General features: G+C 49.8%; 21 protein-coding genes and 1 pseudogene. 13 read left to right on the top strand and 9 right to left on the bottom strand.

Annotation, left to right across the window (positions count from 1 at the left end):
- Nucleotides 1-8: 8 nt before the first annotated feature.
- From flgH to DWB84_RS06055, 9 genes are all read left to right on the top strand, one after another.
- Nucleotides 9-671 carry a flagellar basal body L-ring protein FlgH gene (gene flgH / locus DWB84_RS06095; protein ID WP_187408814.1) on the top strand — a complete coding sequence of 221 codons (663 nt, stop codon included), beginning with the start codon at nucleotides 9-11 and terminating at the stop codon, nucleotides 669-671.
- 32 nt (nucleotides 672-703) lie between these two features.
- Entirely contained in the window at nucleotides 704-1,807 is a 1,104-nt protein-coding gene (locus tag DWB84_RS06090) for a flagellar basal body P-ring protein FlgI (protein WP_187408813.1), read from the top strand.
- Between the two features lie 18 nt (nucleotides 1,808-1,825).
- Nucleotides 1,826-2,884 carry a lytic transglycosylase domain-containing protein gene (locus DWB84_RS06085; RefSeq protein ID WP_187408812.1) on the top strand — a complete coding sequence of 353 codons (1,059 nt, stop codon included), beginning with the start codon at nucleotides 1,826-1,828 and terminating at the stop codon, nucleotides 2,882-2,884.
- 2 nt (nucleotides 2,885-2,886) lie between these two features.
- On the top strand, nucleotides 2,887-4,254 hold the full coding sequence (gene flgK, locus DWB84_RS06080) for a flagellar hook-associated protein FlgK (protein WP_187408811.1): 1,368 nt from the start codon (nucleotides 2,887-2,889) through the stop codon (nucleotides 4,252-4,254).
- Between the two features lie 47 nt (nucleotides 4,255-4,301).
- Nucleotides 4,302-5,210, top strand: coding sequence for a flagellar hook-associated protein FlgL (flgL, locus tag DWB84_RS06075; RefSeq protein ID WP_187408810.1), 909 nt, complete (start codon nucleotides 4,302-4,304; stop codon nucleotides 5,208-5,210).
- A 60-nt stretch (nucleotides 5,211-5,270) separates the two neighbouring features.
- Nucleotides 5,271-6,311 (top strand): hypothetical protein, encoded by a 1,041-nt coding sequence (locus DWB84_RS06070; protein ID WP_187408809.1) that lies wholly within the window; start codon nucleotides 5,271-5,273, stop codon nucleotides 6,309-6,311.
- A gap of 309 nt (nucleotides 6,312-6,620) precedes the next feature.
- Nucleotides 6,621-6,965 (top strand): tryptophan synthase subunit beta, encoded by a 345-nt coding sequence (locus DWB84_RS06065; protein ID WP_187408808.1) that lies wholly within the window; start codon nucleotides 6,621-6,623, stop codon nucleotides 6,963-6,965.
- 584 nt (nucleotides 6,966-7,549) lie between these two features.
- Nucleotides 7,550-8,509 carry an AraC family transcriptional regulator gene (locus DWB84_RS06060; RefSeq protein WP_187408807.1) on the top strand — a complete coding sequence of 320 codons (960 nt, stop codon included), beginning with the start codon at nucleotides 7,550-7,552 and terminating at the stop codon, nucleotides 8,507-8,509.
- A gap of 102 nt (nucleotides 8,510-8,611) precedes the next feature.
- On the top strand, nucleotides 8,612-9,556 hold the full coding sequence (locus DWB84_RS06055) for an IS5 family transposase (protein WP_187408337.1): 945 nt from the start codon (nucleotides 8,612-8,614) through the stop codon (nucleotides 9,554-9,556).
- Between the two features lie 138 nt (nucleotides 9,557-9,694).
- Here DWB84_RS06055 and DWB84_RS06050 read toward each other — a convergent pair whose 3' ends face one another.
- From DWB84_RS06050 to DWB84_RS06020, 7 genes are all read right to left on the bottom strand, one after another.
- Nucleotides 9,695-9,958 carry a hypothetical protein gene (locus tag DWB84_RS06050; protein ID WP_255428845.1) on the bottom strand — a complete coding sequence of 88 codons (264 nt, stop codon included), beginning with the start codon at nucleotides 9,956-9,958 and terminating at the stop codon, nucleotides 9,695-9,697.
- A 48-nt stretch (nucleotides 9,959-10,006) separates the two neighbouring features.
- Nucleotides 10,007-10,711 (bottom strand): MauE/DoxX family redox-associated membrane protein, encoded by a 705-nt coding sequence (locus DWB84_RS06045; protein ID WP_222868066.1) that lies wholly within the window; start codon nucleotides 10,709-10,711, stop codon nucleotides 10,007-10,009.
- Between the two features lie 192 nt (nucleotides 10,712-10,903).
- Complete coding sequence (locus DWB84_RS06040; RefSeq protein WP_187408805.1) at nucleotides 10,904-11,476, bottom strand: cytochrome c; 573 nt, start codon at nucleotides 11,474-11,476, stop codon at nucleotides 10,904-10,906.
- Nucleotides 11,477-11,489: 13 nt separating this feature from the next.
- The gene (locus tag DWB84_RS06035) at nucleotides 11,490-11,780 is read right to left on the bottom strand and encodes a hypothetical protein (RefSeq protein WP_187408804.1); all 291 of its coding nucleotides are present in this window, start codon (nucleotides 11,778-11,780) and stop codon (nucleotides 11,490-11,492) included.
- Between the two features lie 47 nt (nucleotides 11,781-11,827).
- The gene (locus tag DWB84_RS06030) at nucleotides 11,828-12,340 is read right to left on the bottom strand and encodes a DUF411 domain-containing protein (protein WP_187408803.1); all 513 of its coding nucleotides are present in this window, start codon (nucleotides 12,338-12,340) and stop codon (nucleotides 11,828-11,830) included.
- A 55-nt stretch (nucleotides 12,341-12,395) separates the two neighbouring features.
- A complete protein-coding gene (locus DWB84_RS06025; protein WP_255428885.1) occupies nucleotides 12,396-13,184 on the bottom strand; it encodes a copper resistance protein B in 789 nt (262 codons plus the stop codon).
- Between the two features lie 71 nt (nucleotides 13,185-13,255).
- The gene (locus DWB84_RS06020) at nucleotides 13,256-15,145 is read right to left on the bottom strand and encodes a copper resistance system multicopper oxidase (RefSeq protein WP_187408801.1); all 1,890 of its coding nucleotides are present in this window, start codon (nucleotides 15,143-15,145) and stop codon (nucleotides 13,256-13,258) included.
- A gap of 191 nt (nucleotides 15,146-15,336) precedes the next feature.
- Here DWB84_RS06020 and DWB84_RS06015 point away from each other — a divergent pair, with 191 nt between their 5' ends.
- Entirely contained in the window at nucleotides 15,337-16,017 is a 681-nt protein-coding gene (locus DWB84_RS06015; RefSeq protein ID WP_187408800.1) for a heavy metal response regulator transcription factor, read from the top strand.
- Nucleotide 16,018: 1 nt separating this feature from the next.
- Nucleotides 16,019-16,831: a HAMP domain-containing protein gene (locus tag DWB84_RS06010; protein WP_255428844.1), complete on the top strand. Its 813-nt coding sequence runs from the start codon at nucleotides 16,019-16,021 to the stop codon at nucleotides 16,829-16,831.
- On the opposite strand, the gene DWB84_RS06005 is transcribed toward DWB84_RS06010, so the two are convergent.
- Nucleotides 16,806-17,944 (bottom strand): IS3 family transposase gene (locus DWB84_RS06005; protein ID WP_187408796.1). Its coding sequence is split into 2 segments (ribosomal slippage): nucleotides 16,806-17,695 and nucleotides 17,695-17,944, totalling 1,140 coding nucleotides; the frame shifts between segments, so codons are not numbered across the junction. The two genes, DWB84_RS06010 and DWB84_RS06005, sit on opposite strands and share 26 nt — an antisense overlap.
- A 50-nt stretch (nucleotides 17,945-17,994) precedes the next feature.
- Here DWB84_RS06005 and DWB84_RS06000 point away from each other — a divergent pair.
- A pseudogene (locus tag DWB84_RS06000) lies at nucleotides 17,995-18,666 on the top strand (heavy metal sensor histidine kinase); the annotation flags it as partial.
- 103 nt (nucleotides 18,667-18,769) lie between these two features.
- Entirely contained in the window at nucleotides 18,770-19,219 is a 450-nt protein-coding gene (gene cueR / locus DWB84_RS05995; protein ID WP_011468428.1) for a Cu(I)-responsive transcriptional regulator, read from the top strand.
- A gap of 45 nt (nucleotides 19,220-19,264) precedes the next feature.
- Here cueR and DWB84_RS05990 read toward each other — a convergent pair whose 3' ends face one another.
- A complete protein-coding gene (locus tag DWB84_RS05990) occupies nucleotides 19,265-19,510 on the bottom strand; it encodes a heavy-metal-associated domain-containing protein (protein ID WP_187408799.1) in 246 nt (81 codons plus the stop codon).
- Nucleotides 19,511-19,555: the final 45 nt, after the last annotated feature.

The raw sequence follows: 19,555 nt of genomic DNA, 5'->3' as shown, positions 1-19,555 counted from the left end.
CCGGTTCTATGCGTATCTTACTTTTGCTCTTTGCTTTGGTGCTGGTGAGTGGTTGCCAGAGCTTGGCTGCGGTTCTTCCCGGCGATGACGCGGCGGAATACCAGCCGCCGGAACTCGACTACTCCCTGCCACCGACCACCAGCGGCGGCTTGTTTCGCGCCGGTTACAGCGGCTCGCTGATTCAAGACAATCGTGCACTCAGAGTAGGGGATATCCTCACCATAGTGCTCGATGAATCTACCCAGTCGAGCAAGAGCGCAGGCACAAGTTTCGGCAAATCCTCGGGTGCGAGCGTGGGCATTCCCACATTATTCGGCGACGCCGTGCCCGATGTCGAAACCGCGCTGGCGGCGGATCGCAACTTTAACGGCTCCGCCAAAAGCTCGCAGCAAAACACCTTGCGCGGCGCCATTGCGGTGACGGTTCATAAAGTAATGCCCAACGGCACTTTGTTGGTTAAAGGTGAAAAGAAACTGCAGCTGAATCAGGGCGATGAATATATTCGCCTGACCGGTCTGGTGCGCGTGCAAGACATCAATCGCAACAATCAGGTGTCCTCACAAAATGTGGCTAACGCGCAAATCTCTTACGCCGGTCGCGGCGTGCTTAACGACAGCAATTCAGCCGGTTGGCTGACGCGCTTTTTCACGCATCCGTTATTTCCTTTTTAACGCCGGACCTCTTTTTAAGTGCTGAGTAACCTATGTCGCATTCACTGAAACTTTTGCTCACCGGTTGTCTGCTCCTGTGCCATTGGTCGGCGCAGGCGGTGCCAATGATGGACCTGGTGGATATCGAAGGCATTCGTCACAACCAGTTGATTGGTTATGGTCTGGTGGTCGGGTTGGACGGTAGTGGCGATAAAAGCCAAGTTAAATTTACCAGCCAGTCCGTTACCAACATGATCCAGCAATTCGGTATTAACCTGCCGGCGAATATCGATCCCAAATTAAAGAATGTCGCGGCGGTTATGGTGACGGCCAGCATTCCGCCTTCTTACAGCCCCGGTCAGACCATCGATGTCACAGTGTCTTCACTCGGCGATGCCAAAAGCCTGCGCGGCGGTCAGCTGTTGATGACACCTTTAACCGGCGTCGACGGCGAGGTCTATGCCCTGGCGCAAGGCGCCTTAGTGGTGGGAGGGCTGAATGCGAGTGGCAATAGCGGTTCGAGCGTGACCATCAACACCGCCAACACCGGCAGAATTCCTAACGGCGCGACTATCGAACGGATGATTCCCACCGACTTCAGCGAGCGCGAGGACGTGATGCTGAATATCCGTAAACCCAGTTTTCAAACCGCGACCCGCGTGGTTGAAGCGGTAAATGCACAGTTTGGTGCAGGCACGGCGACCGCCTTGAACGCCACCAAAGTTTCCCTGCGCGCACCCTCGGACAGCAATCAACGCATCCGTTTTATGGCAATGCTCGAGGACATTGATGTTGAGCTCGGACGCACCCGTCCCAAAGTGGTGTTCAACAGCCGCACTGGCACGGTGGTGATCAGCGATGGCGTTTGGGTGAAAGCAGCTGCCGTCAGTCACGGCAGCTTGACCGTTACCATCAACGAAACGCTGCAAGTCAGCCAGCCCGGCCCTTTTTCGGACGGTCAAACAGCTGTTGTTCCACGCTCTGATATCGCTGTTTCGGAAGAAGCCAAGCCCATGTTCGAGTGGCCGCAAGGCGCCAGCCTGGAAAGCATTATCAATACCGTGAATAGCCTCGGTGCTACCCCGAGCGATGTCATGAGCATTCTTCAAGCACTGGAACAAGCTGGCGCACTCAACGCCGAGCTGATTGTTATTTAACCTGCAGGCCCAGATCCTATGAGTATTGTGTCCCTTCCACAGTATCTGAATCGCCGCACACCCGGAGAGGGCATCAGCGGCGCTGCTTCCACTAATCCTAACAGTCAGCTGGAAATGGCGGCCGAACAGTTTGAGGCGCTTTTTCTTCAGCAGGTTCTCAAGCAAATGCGCAAAGCCAGCGATGCTCTGTCGACTGATAGTCCTATGCGCAGTCGCGAGTTGGACAGCATGCGCGATTTCTACGATGGCGTACTGGCAGAGACCCTGGCCAGTAAAAAACAAATCGGTATCGCGGAGTTGCTGGTCAAACAGCTATCTGGCAATGCCGGCCAAAGCACCAGTATCGAACAAGCCGGTGTAGCTGCGCGCAGCGCCGATTTGCCTTCGCGTTCTGCGAGCCTGCTGGATCCCTTGCGCGGTGCCTGGAAGCGTGGGGTCGAGAATCTGGGTAGCGCATGGCGTTCCGGCGCAGCAAGTTTCAGCCAGCTGGTCGACAGCGTTATTCGTCATGAATCCGCCGGGCGCGTGGATGCCGTCTCGCCCAAAGGCGCGCTCGGTCTTATGCAACTCATGCCGGATACCGCGCGCGACATGGCGGCAGAGCTTGGCATTCAATTCGATCAGGCACGCCTGATCAGCGACGGCGACTACAACAAACTCCTGGGCAGCGCTTACCTGAAAAAAATGCTCGAGCGCTACGATGGCGATGAGGCGCTGGCGGTTTGTGCCTATAACGCCGGCCCGGGTAGGGTAGACGAATGGCTGCAGCGCCATGGCGATCCGCGCCGCGGGGAAATCACTCGGACCAACTGGGTGGAGCGCATTCCTTTTGCCGAAACCCGTGATTACGCCACCAAAATACTGCGCGACTTGAACGGCGCTTCGGCACCAATATCTGCAGTTCTCAAAACTGATGTGCCTAAAGCCGACGTGACATTTTCTGCAGAGGGATTTAAGCCGACGCCGGAAACTGTCGCCTTAACTCAGAAAGCCACCCATTTTGTTGCCGAAGGCACCCATCAATCCCGCTCTGCAGCATTTGCCCAGTTAGTTCGGATTGAGCGTAAAGAGACCTAGTAATGAGCATTCTCAACCAAATCGCCTATAGCGGCGTCCGCGCAGCGCAAGTGGCCCTTGCTACTACCGGGCAGAACATCGCCAACGTGAACACACCGGGATTCAGCCGCTTGAGTCCGGTCATGGCATCACTGGGTGGGCAGGGTGGTCTGAGCATCGGTGGCGGGGTGGAAATAACGAGTATTCGTCGTTTATCCGATGATTTCCAGAATCAGCAGCTATGGCGCGCGACCACCGAGCAGAACTATTACAGCAGCTCGCAGCAGTATTACACCGCTATCGAAGGTTTGATGGCCGGGGAAGGTTCGAGCATCAGCGTCGGGCTTGATCGTTTTTTTGCCGCCTTAAGCGAGGCCAGCGCAACGCCCGGTTCGATCGCGCTGCGGCAACAGATCATCAGCGAAGCCAGCAACCTGAGCCAACGCTTTAACGGTCTCAACACCAATGTCGACCTGCAGATTCAAGCATTGCAAGAACAGCGCACCGCCATGGTCACCGAAATCAATGGCCTGACCAGCAACATCGCGTTGTTGAATGAAAAGATTATTGCGGCTGAATCAGTTAAGAGTGATACCTCGGCGTTGCGCGATCATCGTGAATCCCTGGTTGGCAGCCTGAGCCAATATGCGTCCCTGCGTATCCGCGAGATGGCAGATGGTTCCATCAGCGTGGCTTTGGCAAATGGCCAACCGCTGGTAGCAGGCAACACCGCCGGTCAGTTGCAGATTAACGGCAACGCCAATGGTGAGCAGGAAGTGGCTTTGTCCTTTGCTGGTTCGAGCTTTCCCCTGCAGCAGGACAGCTTCGGCGGCGCCTTTGGCGGGTTGTACAAAGCTGAGTACGGTACCTTGCGGCCGATCCAGAGCGACTTACATGACATGGCTAGCGCGCTGGCGCAGATGGTTAACGATGTACTCGCGACCGGTTTTGATTTGAATGGCAATCCAGGTCAACCATTGCTGATCTACAACGCCGCCAGCACCTCGGAAATATTGAAGGTCAATGGTCTGACGCCGGAAGAGCTGGCTTTCTCTTCAGCAGCAGGTGAAAGCGGTAACAACGAAGTCTTGCTTGGTTTGCTGGAGCTCAAAAACCGCACCATTAACGTTGGCGGCAGCCAGTTCACCCTGAATGATGCCTATGCCGGCCTGTTGGGCGAAATCGCCAGCACCAGCCGCCAGAACCAGTCTGACCTGAAATCATCTACCACCGTGACCCAAACCGCTCAGGCGCAGCGGGACTCGGTCAGTGCGGTCAATCTGGATGAAGAGGGCGTCAACCTGATGAATTATCAGCAGGCGTATCAAGCCAATATGAAAGTGATTACCACGGCCAATCGCCTGTTCGACGACATGCTTGCGGCGTTTTGATGCTGGCTTAGGCCTGGCGTTACGATTTTTTATTGATTGAGGCAAACATGCGGATTACCAACGCACAAATTACCGCCATGATGCACAACTCCATGAATGGCAGTTCGGCGGAACTCGCCAAGTTGATGCAGCAGCTGGCAACCAATAAACGCATGCTTTTGCCGTCTGACGATCCTATCTCCGCCGTTCGCGTACTACGAATTCAAAGGGAAGAGGCCAGTCTGGAGCAATATCGCAAGAACATCGCCAACGTCTCTAGCAGTCTGTCGACCCAGGAAGTGAATCTCAAAGCCACCTCTGACGCTATGCTCAATGTGCGCGATTTGTTGTTGTGGGCGGCTAACGGTTCTAACACCAATGAAGGTCTGGCCGCGATGGCGGGGGAGTTGGAAATCATCGAACAGACGATTTTCAGCTTTGCCAATGTGCGTGACGAAGAAGGGCGCTATTTGTTCTCCGGCACTTTAAGCGATGTGCCGGCAGTCAGTTTTGATGAGGCAACGCAGACCTATACTGTGGAAGGCAACGATAAACACCGTCAAGCAGCCGTGGCAAACGGCGTACTGGTCGATGAAAACGTGACCGCGCGATCGGTGTTTGGCCCTAACATGGATATGCTGAATTCTCTGCACAACCTGATTGCTCAATTCAAAGATCCTACGCTGGATATGAACGCAGTTCGCGCCGATATTCTCGCTACCATCGATCAACTGGACACGACTCACGGCAGTTTATTGGCAACCATTACTGAACTCGGCGGACGCCAGAACAGCCTCGCCTTGCTGATGAACAGCAACGATGATGTATCACTGGTCAATCAGAAAATTGAAGGCGAGCTGTCCAGCCTCGATTACGCCGGTGCAACGATCGATTTGCAGAATTATCAGTTGGCATTACAGGCCACACAAAAGACTTATTTAAAGATCAACCAGCTGTCGCTGTTCAGTCTGTTGTAAGCATGAAGAATCGCTGTAACAAGCTTTGTAACGATAGTTGTTTTATCAGATACGAATGCTATGAAAATAGATAAGCAATTACCTGTTACCACAGCTCTTGACCCTCACCACCGTCCGCAAACGCCCTTGCCCGAGACGGCAGTCAGGCCGCGCCCGGCCGAAACCAATCCAGCCGAGGCACGCGCACCCGAGCGAGTGCCGCGGCGTGAATCGAGTTTCAACCTCCAGCTGAATCAGCAACTGTCGTCGATGCAGTCGGCAGAGCATTATCTCAGCGAACTGAGCAACCAATTGGCTGCGCTCAAGTTGAATCTCAGCCGCCAGCTGAGTTCGCCACAAACCGCCAACGAGCGCAGCAACATTCAGCAGTCGCTGCAAAAGCTCAACACCTTGCTGGAACAGCGCAGCAAATTATCGGGTAACTCGCTCGACGCAACGCTCAAACTGCGCCTGAACGAGCCGTTGCGCACCCGCTTCAGCATTCAAGGCCTTGAATCCATCAAAGTACTGCAGGCCAAGGGCGCTGAGACCTTGGTATTCAGTGCCGGAAACGCGTTTCCCGAACCCCTGGCTGTGGTATTGGAAGAGGGCATGAGCGAGGAGCAGATCCTGCGCCGTTTCAACAGCAGCTTGGGGCAGGCGGGTATTCGCGCAGAGCTGGACAGCGAGGGTGCCCTGAAATTTACCGCGCCCGAACAAGACTGGCGAAAAATCAAAGAACAGTTACGGGTTCAGGGCGAAGGGCAACTGTTTGCCAAAGGTGTTTACACGCCAGTTAGGACTATCGAAGACGGTCTGTTGGGCTTCACGAGCAACCTGCAGCAGGACTCAATCGAGGAGTTGCGTCAGCTACTCAATTCGGTGGTGGCGTCTCTCGACAGGATAACGGCATTGCGTGAGCAGCTGAGCCAACGTCAAGAAGATGTCCGGGAGTTTCTTGCGCGCCAAGAGAATCTCGATGAAAAAGAGTGGGCTCTTAATTTTGCCAGCACCGTCTTTAATCCTCAGGCACGTAAACAATCCCATTACGCCAGCATCTCACAAACCATTGTCGCCCAAGCGAATCTCACACGCTTTGCCGTTGTCAGTTTGCTTGCTTGATACGGCATTTTTTGCCTTCATTTATGAGCTGTGCCCGGCATACCTTCGCCTTTTATCTGTTTATCAAGAGGTTTTAGAGTCATGCGTCCCTTCAACGCAGACATGTCAAAATTGGAATTGTGCGATAACGCGCAGCGCGACGGTTTGCAATCGCCGTGTATTCGTACAGATCAAAACGTTGTAGCATCGCCAATGAATACGTTGATGTGGCCGTCGATGCGGCCTTGGAATGTTGGCTCCAGGATCGGAAGAAAGGTCGCATCATTCTTTTCAGGTGGTTCCGATCGCGGGCGAGGCTCAGAAGAACCTATGGTGTACGTACAACGAGATGATCAAGGACGCTTACTGCGGGTGGAACATGCACCTTTTGAGGGGATGAATGGCGTTCTGGCCGTTGAAAGCGAGGAGTTGCACAATTGGCTTGCGCTTAAAGAAGAAGTGAAAGCGCGCCTGGATCGCTTACACGATTCAGATCGGGAGTTGGTCAGAGTTCTGGAAGATGTGGTAATCGTCCTGGTCGAGCGCGGTGTTATCCAATACACCGATTTACCTGAAGCCGCGCGCAAGAAACTCGACGAACGCGCAGTTGTACGCGCGGATATAGAAGGTTTATGTGGCGCATTGAGTCGAACCGACCAACAATCAAAAAAATAATCGCTATTTAAAACATTGAAATAGTTTTTTGATTTCCATGCAGTCAACCGGGGTCATTTATTGATTCCGAGTTTCTTTTGAGCAAAACCGGCCGAGTTCCTGCTGTAAGTTGTCCAATCTAGGGTCGCCAAATTCCATTATGCAAATGTAGGTATAACTCAAATGGGCCTCAATCAGGAGGGGCAGGGTTGTTCTCCGCCTGTGAACTGGATTCGAGGCGCATTTGGCTGAACCACACATCATCACCATAATCTTCGGAAGAGAATCTAATTTTTCGCATAATTTCTGCAGCAAATTGTGCAACTCATATTTACGAAAAATTTTCACTTTTCAGATTCGGGCCGAATTATCCATACCACAGAACGAATACCCAACGAAACACTGCAAAGAGCAGGGATGTCAGCTCAGGCATATCGGCCTGATTACCTCCATCGATAGAAAGCAGAAAGATTTTGGTGTCATATTTTTTAATCTGCTGATCAAGACCGGACGCCTACTGGCATTTATTGGCACCTAAAGAAACTCTAAGGAGATTCTGATGTGATAGAAACACATCAGCTCATTTCTTCTAAGGGGACTAGTCTATGACAGCGTTCGGATTTAGCTCTATTGATTTTCCTGTCTCAGAAAGAAAAAAAGTGTTTCAAGACGTGTATGCCTCAATCGCTAACCTCGATATTTACCCTGCTGACGATATGAATTCGTTCGTTGAATTGCGTGACCAGTTACTCGGAGCGGTGTCAGTTCTAGAAGTAACAGGATCTGGGCATACAGCAGACCGGACGAAAGCTCACGTCGCCAAGGAAACACAGGACAATATCTCTTTGCTGGTCTCGCTCAGTGGAACAGCAGCGATTAAATCACCTGGAGGAGAACGAATTTTCAATCCTGGTGACGCCGTTCTCGTCGGAAGCGAATCCGTACACACCATTTCTGCTACAGAAGCGACTTCTTTTGCAGCGATCAATATTCCAAGAGCTCTGCTAGGTGATAGCAGAATCGATTTTTCCAGTTCGATACTAGATAACGTATCAGGCGCTCAAACAGCAGAACTACGCTTAATGATGGGTTATGTCCACCTATTGGTTAATGAAGTAAATATTTCCGATGAACTTAGCAGGGTGGCATCAAAGCAAATTCTGGATTTATTTACTTTGATGTTGACTGGGTTTGGCAATGACCCAAGGGACATACGGCATTCCACTATAGGAGCGCTTCGGCTTAAAGAAATCAAGCGCGATATTCTGCAAAATATTAAAGATCCTGAACTCTCTATAGTTACGGTAGCAAAACGCTCAGGAATTTCGCCCCAATATGCTCGATCATTATTTCAGCAATCAGGATCGACATTTAGTGATTTGGTGAATGAAGCCAGATTGGACTACGTTTACCGGCAATTAAAATCTCCAAATTCCTTTTACACAAACATCAGTGCTCTCGCTTACGACATAGGGTTCAATAACTTGTCTTGGTTCAATAGGGCGTTTAAGAAAAAATTCGGCATGACACCAAAAGAAGCGAGAGATTCTCAAAGCCTAAAATAAATTCTATTGAGTGGTCTTTTTACGTAGCACATCTAGGGAGCCTCTGGTTAAGTCCAAAAATTTGGCATAATTAGCACAGCTCAACTCTTAGGGTAATCGATTATGAATCAGCTCACTTTTGCCGAAGCCGAATATAACGCAAAGAAGCGCAAAACCCGGCGGGAAAAGTTTCTCGAACAAATGGATACGCTGATTCCCTGGAAGCAATTGGAGCGCAAGATCCAGCGGCATTACCCCAAAAATGGCCAAGGGCGCCATCCCTACCCGTTAAATGTCATGCTGCGAGTTCACTGCATGCAGCTGTTTTACAATCTCAGCGACCCAGCTATGGAGGATTCACTGTACGAGATCGAATCCATGCGCAGATTCGCAGGCTTGAGCTTGAGCGGTTCCATACCGGACGAAACCACTATTTTGAAATTCCGCCATTTGTTAGAGCGCTACAATTTAGGCGAAGCCCTTTTTAAAGAAGTGAACCGCCATCTCGACAAACAGGGATTAATACTGAAAGAAGGTAGTATTGTTGATGCCACTATTATCGAAGCGCCCACCTCGACCAAAAATGAAAATGGTGAGCGTGATCCCGAAATGCATCAAACCAAGAAAGGCAACGAATGGCATTTTGGGATGAAAATGCATGTTGGCGTGGATGATACTTTGGGTGTTGTTCATACGCTAACTACCACGTCTGCCAATGAGCACGATATAACGCAATTGTCGGAACTGCTGCACGGCGAAGAGGGTACCGTTTGGGGCGACGCGGGATATCGCGGCGCAGAAAAAAGACCCGAGCTAAAAGATGTGGAAGTGGATTGGCTAATTAGTCAGCGTCCCGGTGTTCGCAAAACATTAAGAGGAATTGCCGCACGGGCAGAAAAAGCCAAGGCCCAAGTGCGAGCGAAAGTAGAGCACGTATTTTTAAAGATCAAACAGCAGTTTGGCTATGCCAAAGTGCGTTACCGGGGACTCGCCAAAAATACCAACCGGCTTTATGTTTTAGCGGGTTTTGCAAACCTGCTTACCTGCAAGAAATTCTTGCTGACCTAGGGTCAGTGCGCCTTAAATCTGGCAATTGGCCAGATTTAAGGCAAAACAAGTAGGAAAAACGGGAAAAATCATGCCTTTTCCGCCATGAATGAAATTGAGAATTATTCAAAAAATATGAGTGAAAAAATTTGAACTTAATCAGAGCTTCCCTAGAAAAAGAGCGGCAATAAATACCACTGCACTACCCAGATAAATACCAGCGTTGAGACCTTTATTTTTGTGCATAGACAACATAAAGCTCAGCATAATGACCGCCATCGCCGCACCCATCATCAATGCCATATACGTGCGTGTTTCACTGTAAAATACGTGACTCATCTCGTAGGTGCTTAAGTATTTTAAACAAAACATAACCACGATCGACGTGGCAATCATCAGTCCAAATCTAACGTAATGTGACATAGTATTCTCCGGGATTATAAACAGGTATTTTTGCGTATTATTTTTCGGTTACTTAAATAGCATCCAGGTGCCCATGGCGACCATCATCAGATTTTCTGTCAGTGATATGAAGCCTAGCGGAACGTTACTATTTCCGCCCACACAAGCACATTTTAGTTCTCGTTTATCGATGTAAACGGCTTTAAAAACAGAAATAGCGCCAATCGTACCGATAAATAAAGCGGGTAAAGCGAACAACCACGACGCCGCCCCGGTTAACATACCTATACCTGCAAAAGCTTCTGTAAATGCATAAATGTAGGCATAGGGCACATATCTCATCGCCAGTAAATCGTAGGTAATAAATTGAAGGGAAAAAGCGCTCAAATCACGAAGTTTTTGAATGGCCAAAGCACACATGCTTAACGCGATGAATGTCTCAGCGATATACAGTATTTCAATACCTTGAAAATGACTCCAACTTAAGGCCAATGCCAATAAAAATGTCACGCTGAAGATGGTGATGACTGGTACATAAGTTGTCTCTTCGCTATCAGATACCGCTTTACCGAAGAATTTTTTGAGCTCGTCATAACCGCCAATTCGTTTTTCGTCAATGAACGTTTGCGGTGTGGTTTTTACGCCGTGCTTTTGCTTGAAGGCATCTGTTTCATCTCGTGAGGTGAGGCGATGGTCTTTGACCTCGTATCCTTGCCGCTTGAGTAGATCGCGCGACTTAAGGCCATAAGGGCAGATGTGTTCATCAATATGCATTCTATAGAGTGTTGCGGTTTTGCTCAAAATTTTCTCCTCGTATTAAATTTTTTTGATAATTTGCGTGCGAATAATATGCCGATTTTGATCGTTTAAAATTTATAAGAATCGAAGGTGTTTGATTGATTTTCGAAGGAAAAATGTGAAATATTTACAAGTGGACCGGTTAAAGTGACGTTAACAGAGGTTTAATTAATGGGATTCTTCCTTATCACCTCTGGCTGTCAATATTTGATATTGATCCTTCGACAAACTTGGGAGACGTTGTAAAAACGCCACCATATTCCAAATACGGTCATCACTGTGGCTGGGTCCCCAAGCGGGCATGCCGGACGCTTTTATGCCATGTTTTATGATCCAGAATTGTCTCTTGATAGTTTCGTCTCCGGTGGATCGAGTGTCGTGGCTATGCTTATGCGCCTCGGCAGAGACGCTCAGATTGGGAGGAGAGGGGTATAAACCGACGGTAAAATCACTTTCTGTTTTACCCGGTTTCAAGTGGCAGCTCGTGCACATGTCATTGTAATCCGCTCCACCAGCCAATAGCCGGTCAGAAGATTCCAGGTCTGCTGGGATTTTAATATCCTTTGCAGCGCGAGCGATGGCTCTTTCACGTAGCGTTTCCAACAACCAATAGGTAATGGGATGATGCTGTGAATCAGCTCCAATCGGATAAAGCCCCGAATAGATAAACAGCCCTCCGCCAAGGATGGCTGTAATCACAATGAGCAATAAGCTCTTAAAAAACGCTGAGATCGATAGCATGGTGCCCTCTCATTTAATGTTGATGCTCGGTGTGCTCGTCCTCGTTGTTATTGTCGTCGTGCGCATGGTCTGAATCGGATTCGCTTTTGTCTTTGCCATGATGCATTTCTTTCATGCATTTTTTCATCATGGCTTGCATGACCGGGTCGTCCATATCCATATTGCTGTGATCCATATCTTTCATCGCGGAACAATCCGGCTTTTCGGCGTCTTTCATATGTTCTTTGGGATCGTGAGCTTGAGCACTCATGGCCGTCGTAAACAAAGTTATAAGCAAGATCGGTGGGGTAAGTTTCATTTTCATAATATTGTTCCTCTAAAACGGGGGATATGTCGGAAGTAAGGCCAAAGCTAGCTGCCTTTATTGTCTTCTGGCTTGGCGATGTGCATATAAACGCTTGTGCTGCCATCTGTTTTCATCAGAAGCACATCGTATGCATGAAATCGATCGTTCAGTTCCATGCCGGGACTGCCCAAGGGCATACCCGGAACAGTTAAACCAATGGTGTCTTCTGGTTGTTCTTTCAAAAATCTCTTAACTATGTGCGCAGGGATATGCCCTTCGAACACATAACCATCTATGATGCCGGTATGGCAGGATTGATTAGCGGGTGCAATTTTGTGTTTATCCTTGATGGGGTTCAAATTTTCTTGGTCATGTACCGTTGTTGAAAATCCAGCGTTTTCCATGTGATCAACCCAAGCGCCACAACAACCGCATGTTGGTGTTTTGTAAACGGTTAGTGCGAGGGACGACGTTTCATCTTCGTTAGTTAATAGTGCCGACCCGGACGTGCCATCGGCAGAATTATCAGAGCATGCACCCAGTATTAGAATTGTGGTGAACAACAGAATATTACGCATACATTAAACCTTTTCTAACGCTACACTCTTCAGAGTGATGACTGTTTTGATTTCATTAAAACCAAAACTTCAACCCCGCCAAAACTTGTGTGGTTGATTTATCTTCGCCTTGCGCTTGTAAATAATCTGCAGTGTCGCCAAAGGCGCCTGTCCATTCAACACCAATGTAAGGCGCAAATTGACGGCTAAATTCGTAGCGAAGGCGTAAGCCTGCTGACATATTTGTTAGTCCTGAACCGAGTCCGTTTGCAGGATCATCTTTGCCAAGCAAATTTATTTCCATTCTGGGCTGCAGTATCAATCGTTGAGTGAACAAGAGTTCGTACTCCGCTTCTGCAGATAAAGCTGTTCTTCCATCGTCACCGAGATAAGCCGTGACATCGACCTCAAACCAGTAGGGGGCCAGCCCTTGAAAACCAAGAGCGAGCCACTGGCGGTCTTCGCCTTCGTCATAGTTATCCACCCGTGCGCCTAGCTGAGTATCGAAATACGCATTAAAAGCGCGACTCCAAAGTACATCATTAGAACTCTCTTCCAGAGTGCCATTCAAAATATCCCCCTCGGTTTTTACAACCAAGCGGTTATAGGTGGTCCCATACCACGCCTGTAAATCGAATACAGTACTTTCGGATTTTTCCTGGTACTCCAGGCGATCACCGATGATTGCCCAAAAACGATGTTCATCGGCCAGTTTTAATTGTCTGGGCCCGGGTAGTGCATAAGGCCCCTCTGTCAGGGTGAAACCACCTGAATAAGCATGTGGATCACGTGCATTATCAGGTGCTTTACCACCTTGAGCTTGACCCATCTCGTGGGCTCCTGAATCGTGATTGCTGTGATCCATCTCTGCGTAAGCCCCACCTGCTAATACGCAAGCCAGAGAGATTTGGCATAGTTTGGTTACGGGATTTATGTTCATGACACCACTACCTCGCGGAACATGCCCGCATCCATATGGAACAAGAGGTGACAGTGCCAGGCCCAACGCCCTAAATCATGTGGCGTTGTGAGAAAACTGATGCGCTGTGCGGGCTGCACCGGGATGGTGTGGCGCCGGACACGTAGCTCACCTTGATCGGTTTCCAGTTCACTCCACATGCCGTGCAAATGCATGGGGTGGGTCATCATGGTGTCGTTTTGCAAGATAATGCGAACACGCTGGCTATGCTTGAGCGAAACGGGTGTGCTTCGGCCAAATTCCAGCCCATCAAAAGACCAGCTGTAGCGTTCCATATTCCCGGTAAGATGCAATTCCAGCTCTTTTTCGGGTACACGGTGATCATCAAGCACGCCGTCGAGTGATTTGAGGTCGGCAAGGGTGAGTACTTTGTGCCCTTGTGGACGCAAGCCTTTCTTAACCAGATCGCGTAGACCGATGCCAGGGTCATCAAGGTTGGTGCGTGGCATGTCCACTCGCATATCGACAGAAGGGCCGTATTCAGTCCGCGCGTGGTTGACGCTGGTAGACGGCTTTGCCAATGGATTTTGGGAGCCATGTTGCATACCGTGCATACTGTGATCCATGGCCATACCGCCGTGCATCATTGAATGGTCCATCTTTGAGTGATCCATCTTTGAATGGTCCATGTTCGAGTGATCCATATTCATGCTGCTACGGTCCATTCCCGCCATAGGCATATCGTGCCCCATCCCTTCATGGTTCATCGCCCCCATCATGTCTTGCATGGTCAGCCACTCCACTGGGTCCAGGGTCGGCACGGGTGCTGACAGACCTTGCCGTGTAGCCAGGGTCCCTCGGGCATAACCGGTGCGGTCCATGCTCTGTGCAAAAATTGTGTAGGCTTCATCATCAGGTCTTACCAGAACATCGTAGGTTTCACCGGGACCAAAGCGAAACTCATCCACGGAAACGGGCTCCACGTCCTGACCGTCTGCCTGCACAACGGTCAGTTTCAAACCAGGGATACGGACATCGTAAAAGGAATTGCTGGCGGCATTGATGAATCGAAGGCGCAGGCGCTCTCCCTTTTTAAATACGCCTGTCCAGTTCCCCGCAGGAGCCGTACCATTCATCAGGTAGGTGAGAGTAGCGGTAGATAAATCCGCCAGATCGGTGGGGTTCATGCGCATCTGGTTCCACATCTGGCGCTTGCTCAACGCCGCTTTTAATCCCTTGTCAGACACGTCGCGAGTGAAGTCAAAAAAAGTCGGTTGATTGAAGTTAAAAATATCCCCCTGAACTTTCAGTTTACTGAATACGTGCATCGGATCTTCATCGGTCCAATCAGAGAGTTGTACGACAAAGTCCTGATCGGCCTCATGTCTTTCGCCTGAGCGAGGCTCGATGATGAGAGCACCGTACATCCCAGTCATTTCCTGAAAGCCTGAATGGCTGTGATACCAGTAGGTGCCACTTTGACGGAGTTTAAATCGATAAACAAAGGTTTCCCCCGGCGCAATCCCTTTAAAGCTGATACCCGGCACACCGTCCATTTCGAAGGGTAATAAAATGCCGTGCCAGTGAATGGACGTCGGGACACTTAGCCGGTTTGTGACGCGTATCGTCACGTCATCGCCTTCGCGCAGACGCAGTGTGGGTGCGGGAATGGAGCCGTTAATGGTCGTCGCCATACGGGTTACACCGGTAAAATTCACCAGCGATTGGCCTATTTCCAGATGGATATCGGTGCCGCTGAGCACAGGGGCTGAACCCAGAGCAGTTTGAGCTGATTCGCGTGCCAGCAACGAAGCAGGTGTCGTTGCCAGAACTCCGCCAACCGCGAGGCCTTGAACAAAACGCCGACGACTCAAGGAGCCGGCGAGGGGGCTAAATGGGCGATTCATAGTGTCGTTTTCCAAAAAATGTCATTGTTCCAAAAACGCGTTTTTAAGGTTTGGAGCGGAGATTACAGTCAGGAGTCTGTCATGGGCATGACCTGAAAATGACAAAGCTGTAATCTTCCGGTCATCTTTCTGTGGGGAAAGACGAGCTATTGTTTCAATAAGACAAATTATGTACAGATGAGGGCAGAGCCATGCGGCTTCTAGTAGTCGAAGACGAAGTCAAAACCGGGGATTATTTGCAGCAAGGCCTGAGCGAGGCCGGGTTTATGGTGACGCTCGCCCGGAACGGTCTCGATGGCCATCACCTGGCGATAACGGAAACGTTTGACTTGTTGATTCTCGATGTGATGCTGCCCGACGTCGGTGGCTGGCGCATTGTTCAGTCGATAAGAGAATCGGGATGCCAGGCGCCCGTATTATTTCTCACCGCGCGCGACAGTGTTGATGATCGTGTTAAAGGATTAGAACTTGGCGCTGATGACTACCTGGTTAAGCCCTTCGCGTTTGCCGAATTGCTGGCTCGGGTACGCACCTTGTTGCGTAGAAGTACGGCGCCAGTACTCGCCGATCAGATCGCAGTAGCGGATTTAATCCTCGATCTGCCAAAGCATCGTGCTCTTCGTGGAGGCCGCAAAATCAATCTCAGTCATAAGGAATTTTGTTTGCTGGAACTGCTTGCTCGGCGCCAGGGTGAAGTGCTGCCACGCTCGTTGATTGCTTCCCAGGTGTGGGATATGAATTTTGACTCCGATACCAATGTGATTGATGTCGCCATCCGTCGCTTAAGAAGCAAAATTGATGAAGGCTTTGAGCCCAAGCTGATCCATACCGTGCGTGGTATGGGCTACAAACTCGATGTTGAGGACGAATAAGATGGCGTTTGGATTTCGCCCGGCGCGACCTTTATCACTCAATAATCGTGTGATGCTGTTTGTCGCACTTGCCATTAGTCTCAGCCTTGTTGTAATCGGCCATCTCGTTCAGAAGTCAGTCGAACAGCATTTTGCAGAACAAGACGCTGACGAATTGGTTGTCATCAGCCACGCCGTGGCAGAAGCACTAAAAAAGACAACACGTTCAGGTCGTTCCGCCGACGAAACACTTCCCCATGCCGTTTCCGGTCATCACGGTGTGTATTATCAGGTTTGGGACGAATCGGATGCGCTGGTTTACGGCCCAGATGAAGTGGTTTTTCCTCCCCGAGCTAGATTCAATTCCCCGGTGGACACTATCCGCGCCGACAATCTTGTGAGTTGGCATATTGATGATAAATCCTATCGAGGCGCGATGACACAAGTGCAAATTGACGGTCGAAACTATCTCATCACTGCGGCCATCAATATGGACTTCCATATACGTTTTCTCGAACATTTCAGCCGCAATTTATGGTTGGTCATGGCGTTGGCTGGTGGGCTTACTATACTCGCAGCCTGGTACGGTGTGCATCAAGGGCATGCGCCACTACGGGCACTCAGTGAATCCATACGATCTGTTCAAGCCGACCAATTGGATATGCGACTGAATGAAAAAGCTGTTCCCATGGAATTGCAACCTCTGGTGGAGTCCTTTAACCAGATGATCAGTCGCCTTGACGACAGCTTCACGCGCCTGTCCCACTTTTCAGCAGATATGTTGTGGTCAACCCATTCCGGACACTTTGTTAAGCACAATATTCAAATTCAATAGGCGTCTGGTCACCCAGTGTTGAATGTGGTCGACACGAGTTGTAATAAGTCACGTATGCCCGCACGTCCTCTATCGCAGCTTCTCGCGTCGCATAAATATTTCCAGTAACCCATTCTCGCTTCAGGCTACTGAAGAAACGCTCTGTGGGAGCATTGTCCCAACAATTACCTTTGCGACTCATAGAACAAATCATTTGGTGTTGTTCCAGCAGTTTGCGGTAGTCCTTGCTCGCATATTGGCAACCCCGATCAGAATGATGCAGCAACCCCGGTGCCGGCTTTCGCAAGTTGATTGCCATCATCAGAGCCCGCGTAATCAGCGCCGTTTCCATCCGCCGATCAATGCTCCAGCCGACAATGCGGCGCGAATATAAATCCACCACCACCGCCAGATAAACCCAACCCTGCAAGGTCCAGATGTAGGTAATGTCCGTCGTCCAGACACGGTTCGCCGCAACCGGTGCAAAATCCCGATTTAGTACATTGTCCGCTACGGGTTCTTTGTGCTTACTATCTGTGGTCAGTACGAACCGCTTTTTTCTCTTAACCGCCAATCCCAGCTTTTTCATCAACTGGCGAACCCGATAACGGCCCGTTTCAAAGCCTTCTTTGCGTAACAGGGCCATCAGCCGGCGGCTTCCCAGGCTTTCCCGTGACTGAGCAAACAGCGTCTTCATCCGATGACACAGCTGCCAGGTTTGGCTATCAATAACCTCAGCGCTGCGGCCACACCATTCGTAATAGGCGCTGGTGCTGACCTGCATCACCCGACACAGAAGGGTCACCGGGTAATAAACCTGCTCGTCCTGGATGAAGCGATATTTCACTTCATTTCTTTCGCAAAGAAGGCGCTGGCCTTTTTTAGGATTTCTTTCTCCAACCGAAGCTCTTTGTTTTCTCTACGCAAACGCATCAATTCAGCGCGCTCGTCGTTATTCAGTCGGTCACCGCCGGTCTCCGCCTCAAGGTCGACCTTCCAGCGACGGACATTGGTTTCTGTCGTGCCAACGGCCTGCGCAGCCTTGGCAATCGAATAGCCTTGATCCGTTATCAGGGCTACCGTTTCCCGCTTGAATTCAGGCGTAAATTTCTTTCTCTTTTTGACACTTGTCATAGATCACCTCTATCGGTAGTTTAACCACCTTAACGAGGTGTCCGGTAGGATTGGACCACTTCAATATCGCACATGAGTTGCGAACACCTCTTACGAACCTCGCAACGCAAACCCAGGTTGGTTTGGGGCTAGCGAGAACACTTGAAGAGTATCGGGAATTGCTCTATTCCAATTTGGAAGAGCAAGAAAGATTGACCAAAATGGTGAATGACATGCTGTGGCTCGCGCAGAGTGAGAACGGCCTACTTAAACCCAATTGGGAATTGCTGGATTTGAGGCAAGAAGTTGAAGCCACTTTCGAATTTTTCGAAGCCTTGGCGGAGGATAAAAAAATTACATTGGCTGTAGGGGGAGATCGCGTCAACGTGATGGCCGATCGTTCGATGCTGCGCCGAGTAATTTCTAACCTTTTGTCTAATGCGCTTCGTTATACACCAGAGAACGAAACAATCAATGTCACTGTTGAGGGTGTTGGCAATCAGGCCCAAATAACAATTGAAAACCCGGGGCAGGGTATTCCTGAAGACCACCTACCGAAACTCTTTGACCGCTTTTATCGCGTTGATCCATCGAGGCAGCGTCAGAGCGAGGGCGCGGGCTTGGGTTTGGCGATCGTGAAGTCAATCATTGAGGCACATGACGGAAATGTAGAGGTGTCCTCCGAAATGGGCACTACCCGGTTCGTTATCTCGCTGCCTACTCATGATAAAAACGCGGGTTAGCAATAACGACAATCATTACCGGGTTACTCTCGGTTTTCTGGTTGACCTTCCTATAATGGGAGGGTTTAGACTTGTCAACGCTTAACCGTCGAAGGTAATCAAAATGCGAAGAGTCCAGAAGCCCCGCCCCGAAATGTCCCAGGCACGCCAGTCCGGTTACTACAACATCAGTGAGGCTTCTGAGCTATCAGGTGTCAGCGCGAAAATGATCCGCCATTATGAACAAATTGGATTGATGCCCGAAGCGGATCGTACTGACGCTAATTATCGAATCTTCAGCCAATCTGATATCCATACGCTTCAATTCATTAAGCGCGCGCGGTCACTGGGCTTTTCCATGAAGAAGATCGCCACACTCCTGAATTTGTATCAAGATAAAGGCCGCCCCAGCTCGGAGGTCAAACGCTTAGCCGAAGAGCATATTCAATCGCTTAATGAAGCCATAAAAGAAATGCAGGAAATGCGCGATACTTTATCGAACTTAGCCAAACACTGTCGCGGTGATGAGCGGCCAGACTGTCCAATTTTGGAAGGAATTTCTTGCTCGCATTGAAAAGCGTGTAAAGTCAGGGTTGCCCAGGCAACCCTGTATGACGTATCAAATACTGCAATGTCCACAGCAGCTGCTGTTGTTTTTATCGTTACTTCCTTCAACGGTGACTTCATAGCCCGTTGCTTCAATTGCTTGCTGTAAAAGTCGTGAGGGAGAAGACGAATCAATCGCCACCGTTTTCGCTTTCATATCAAAATGGATTTTTGCATTGCCATCTGTTTCTTTAACCGCTTTGGTTATCACTTTTTCACAATGACCACAGGTCATGTCGGGAACATTAAAGGTAATCATAAGGTAAACCTCGTTAAATTCTTTGCAATCCCGGATGGGATGCTT

The organism is Saccharophagus sp. K07 (assembly GCF_014336955.1).
GTDB lineage: Bacteria > Pseudomonadota > Gammaproteobacteria > Pseudomonadales > Cellvibrionaceae > UBA5868.
Note: the sequence above shows the minus strand (reverse complement) of the source record. Positions and strands in the feature narration are given on the sequence as shown.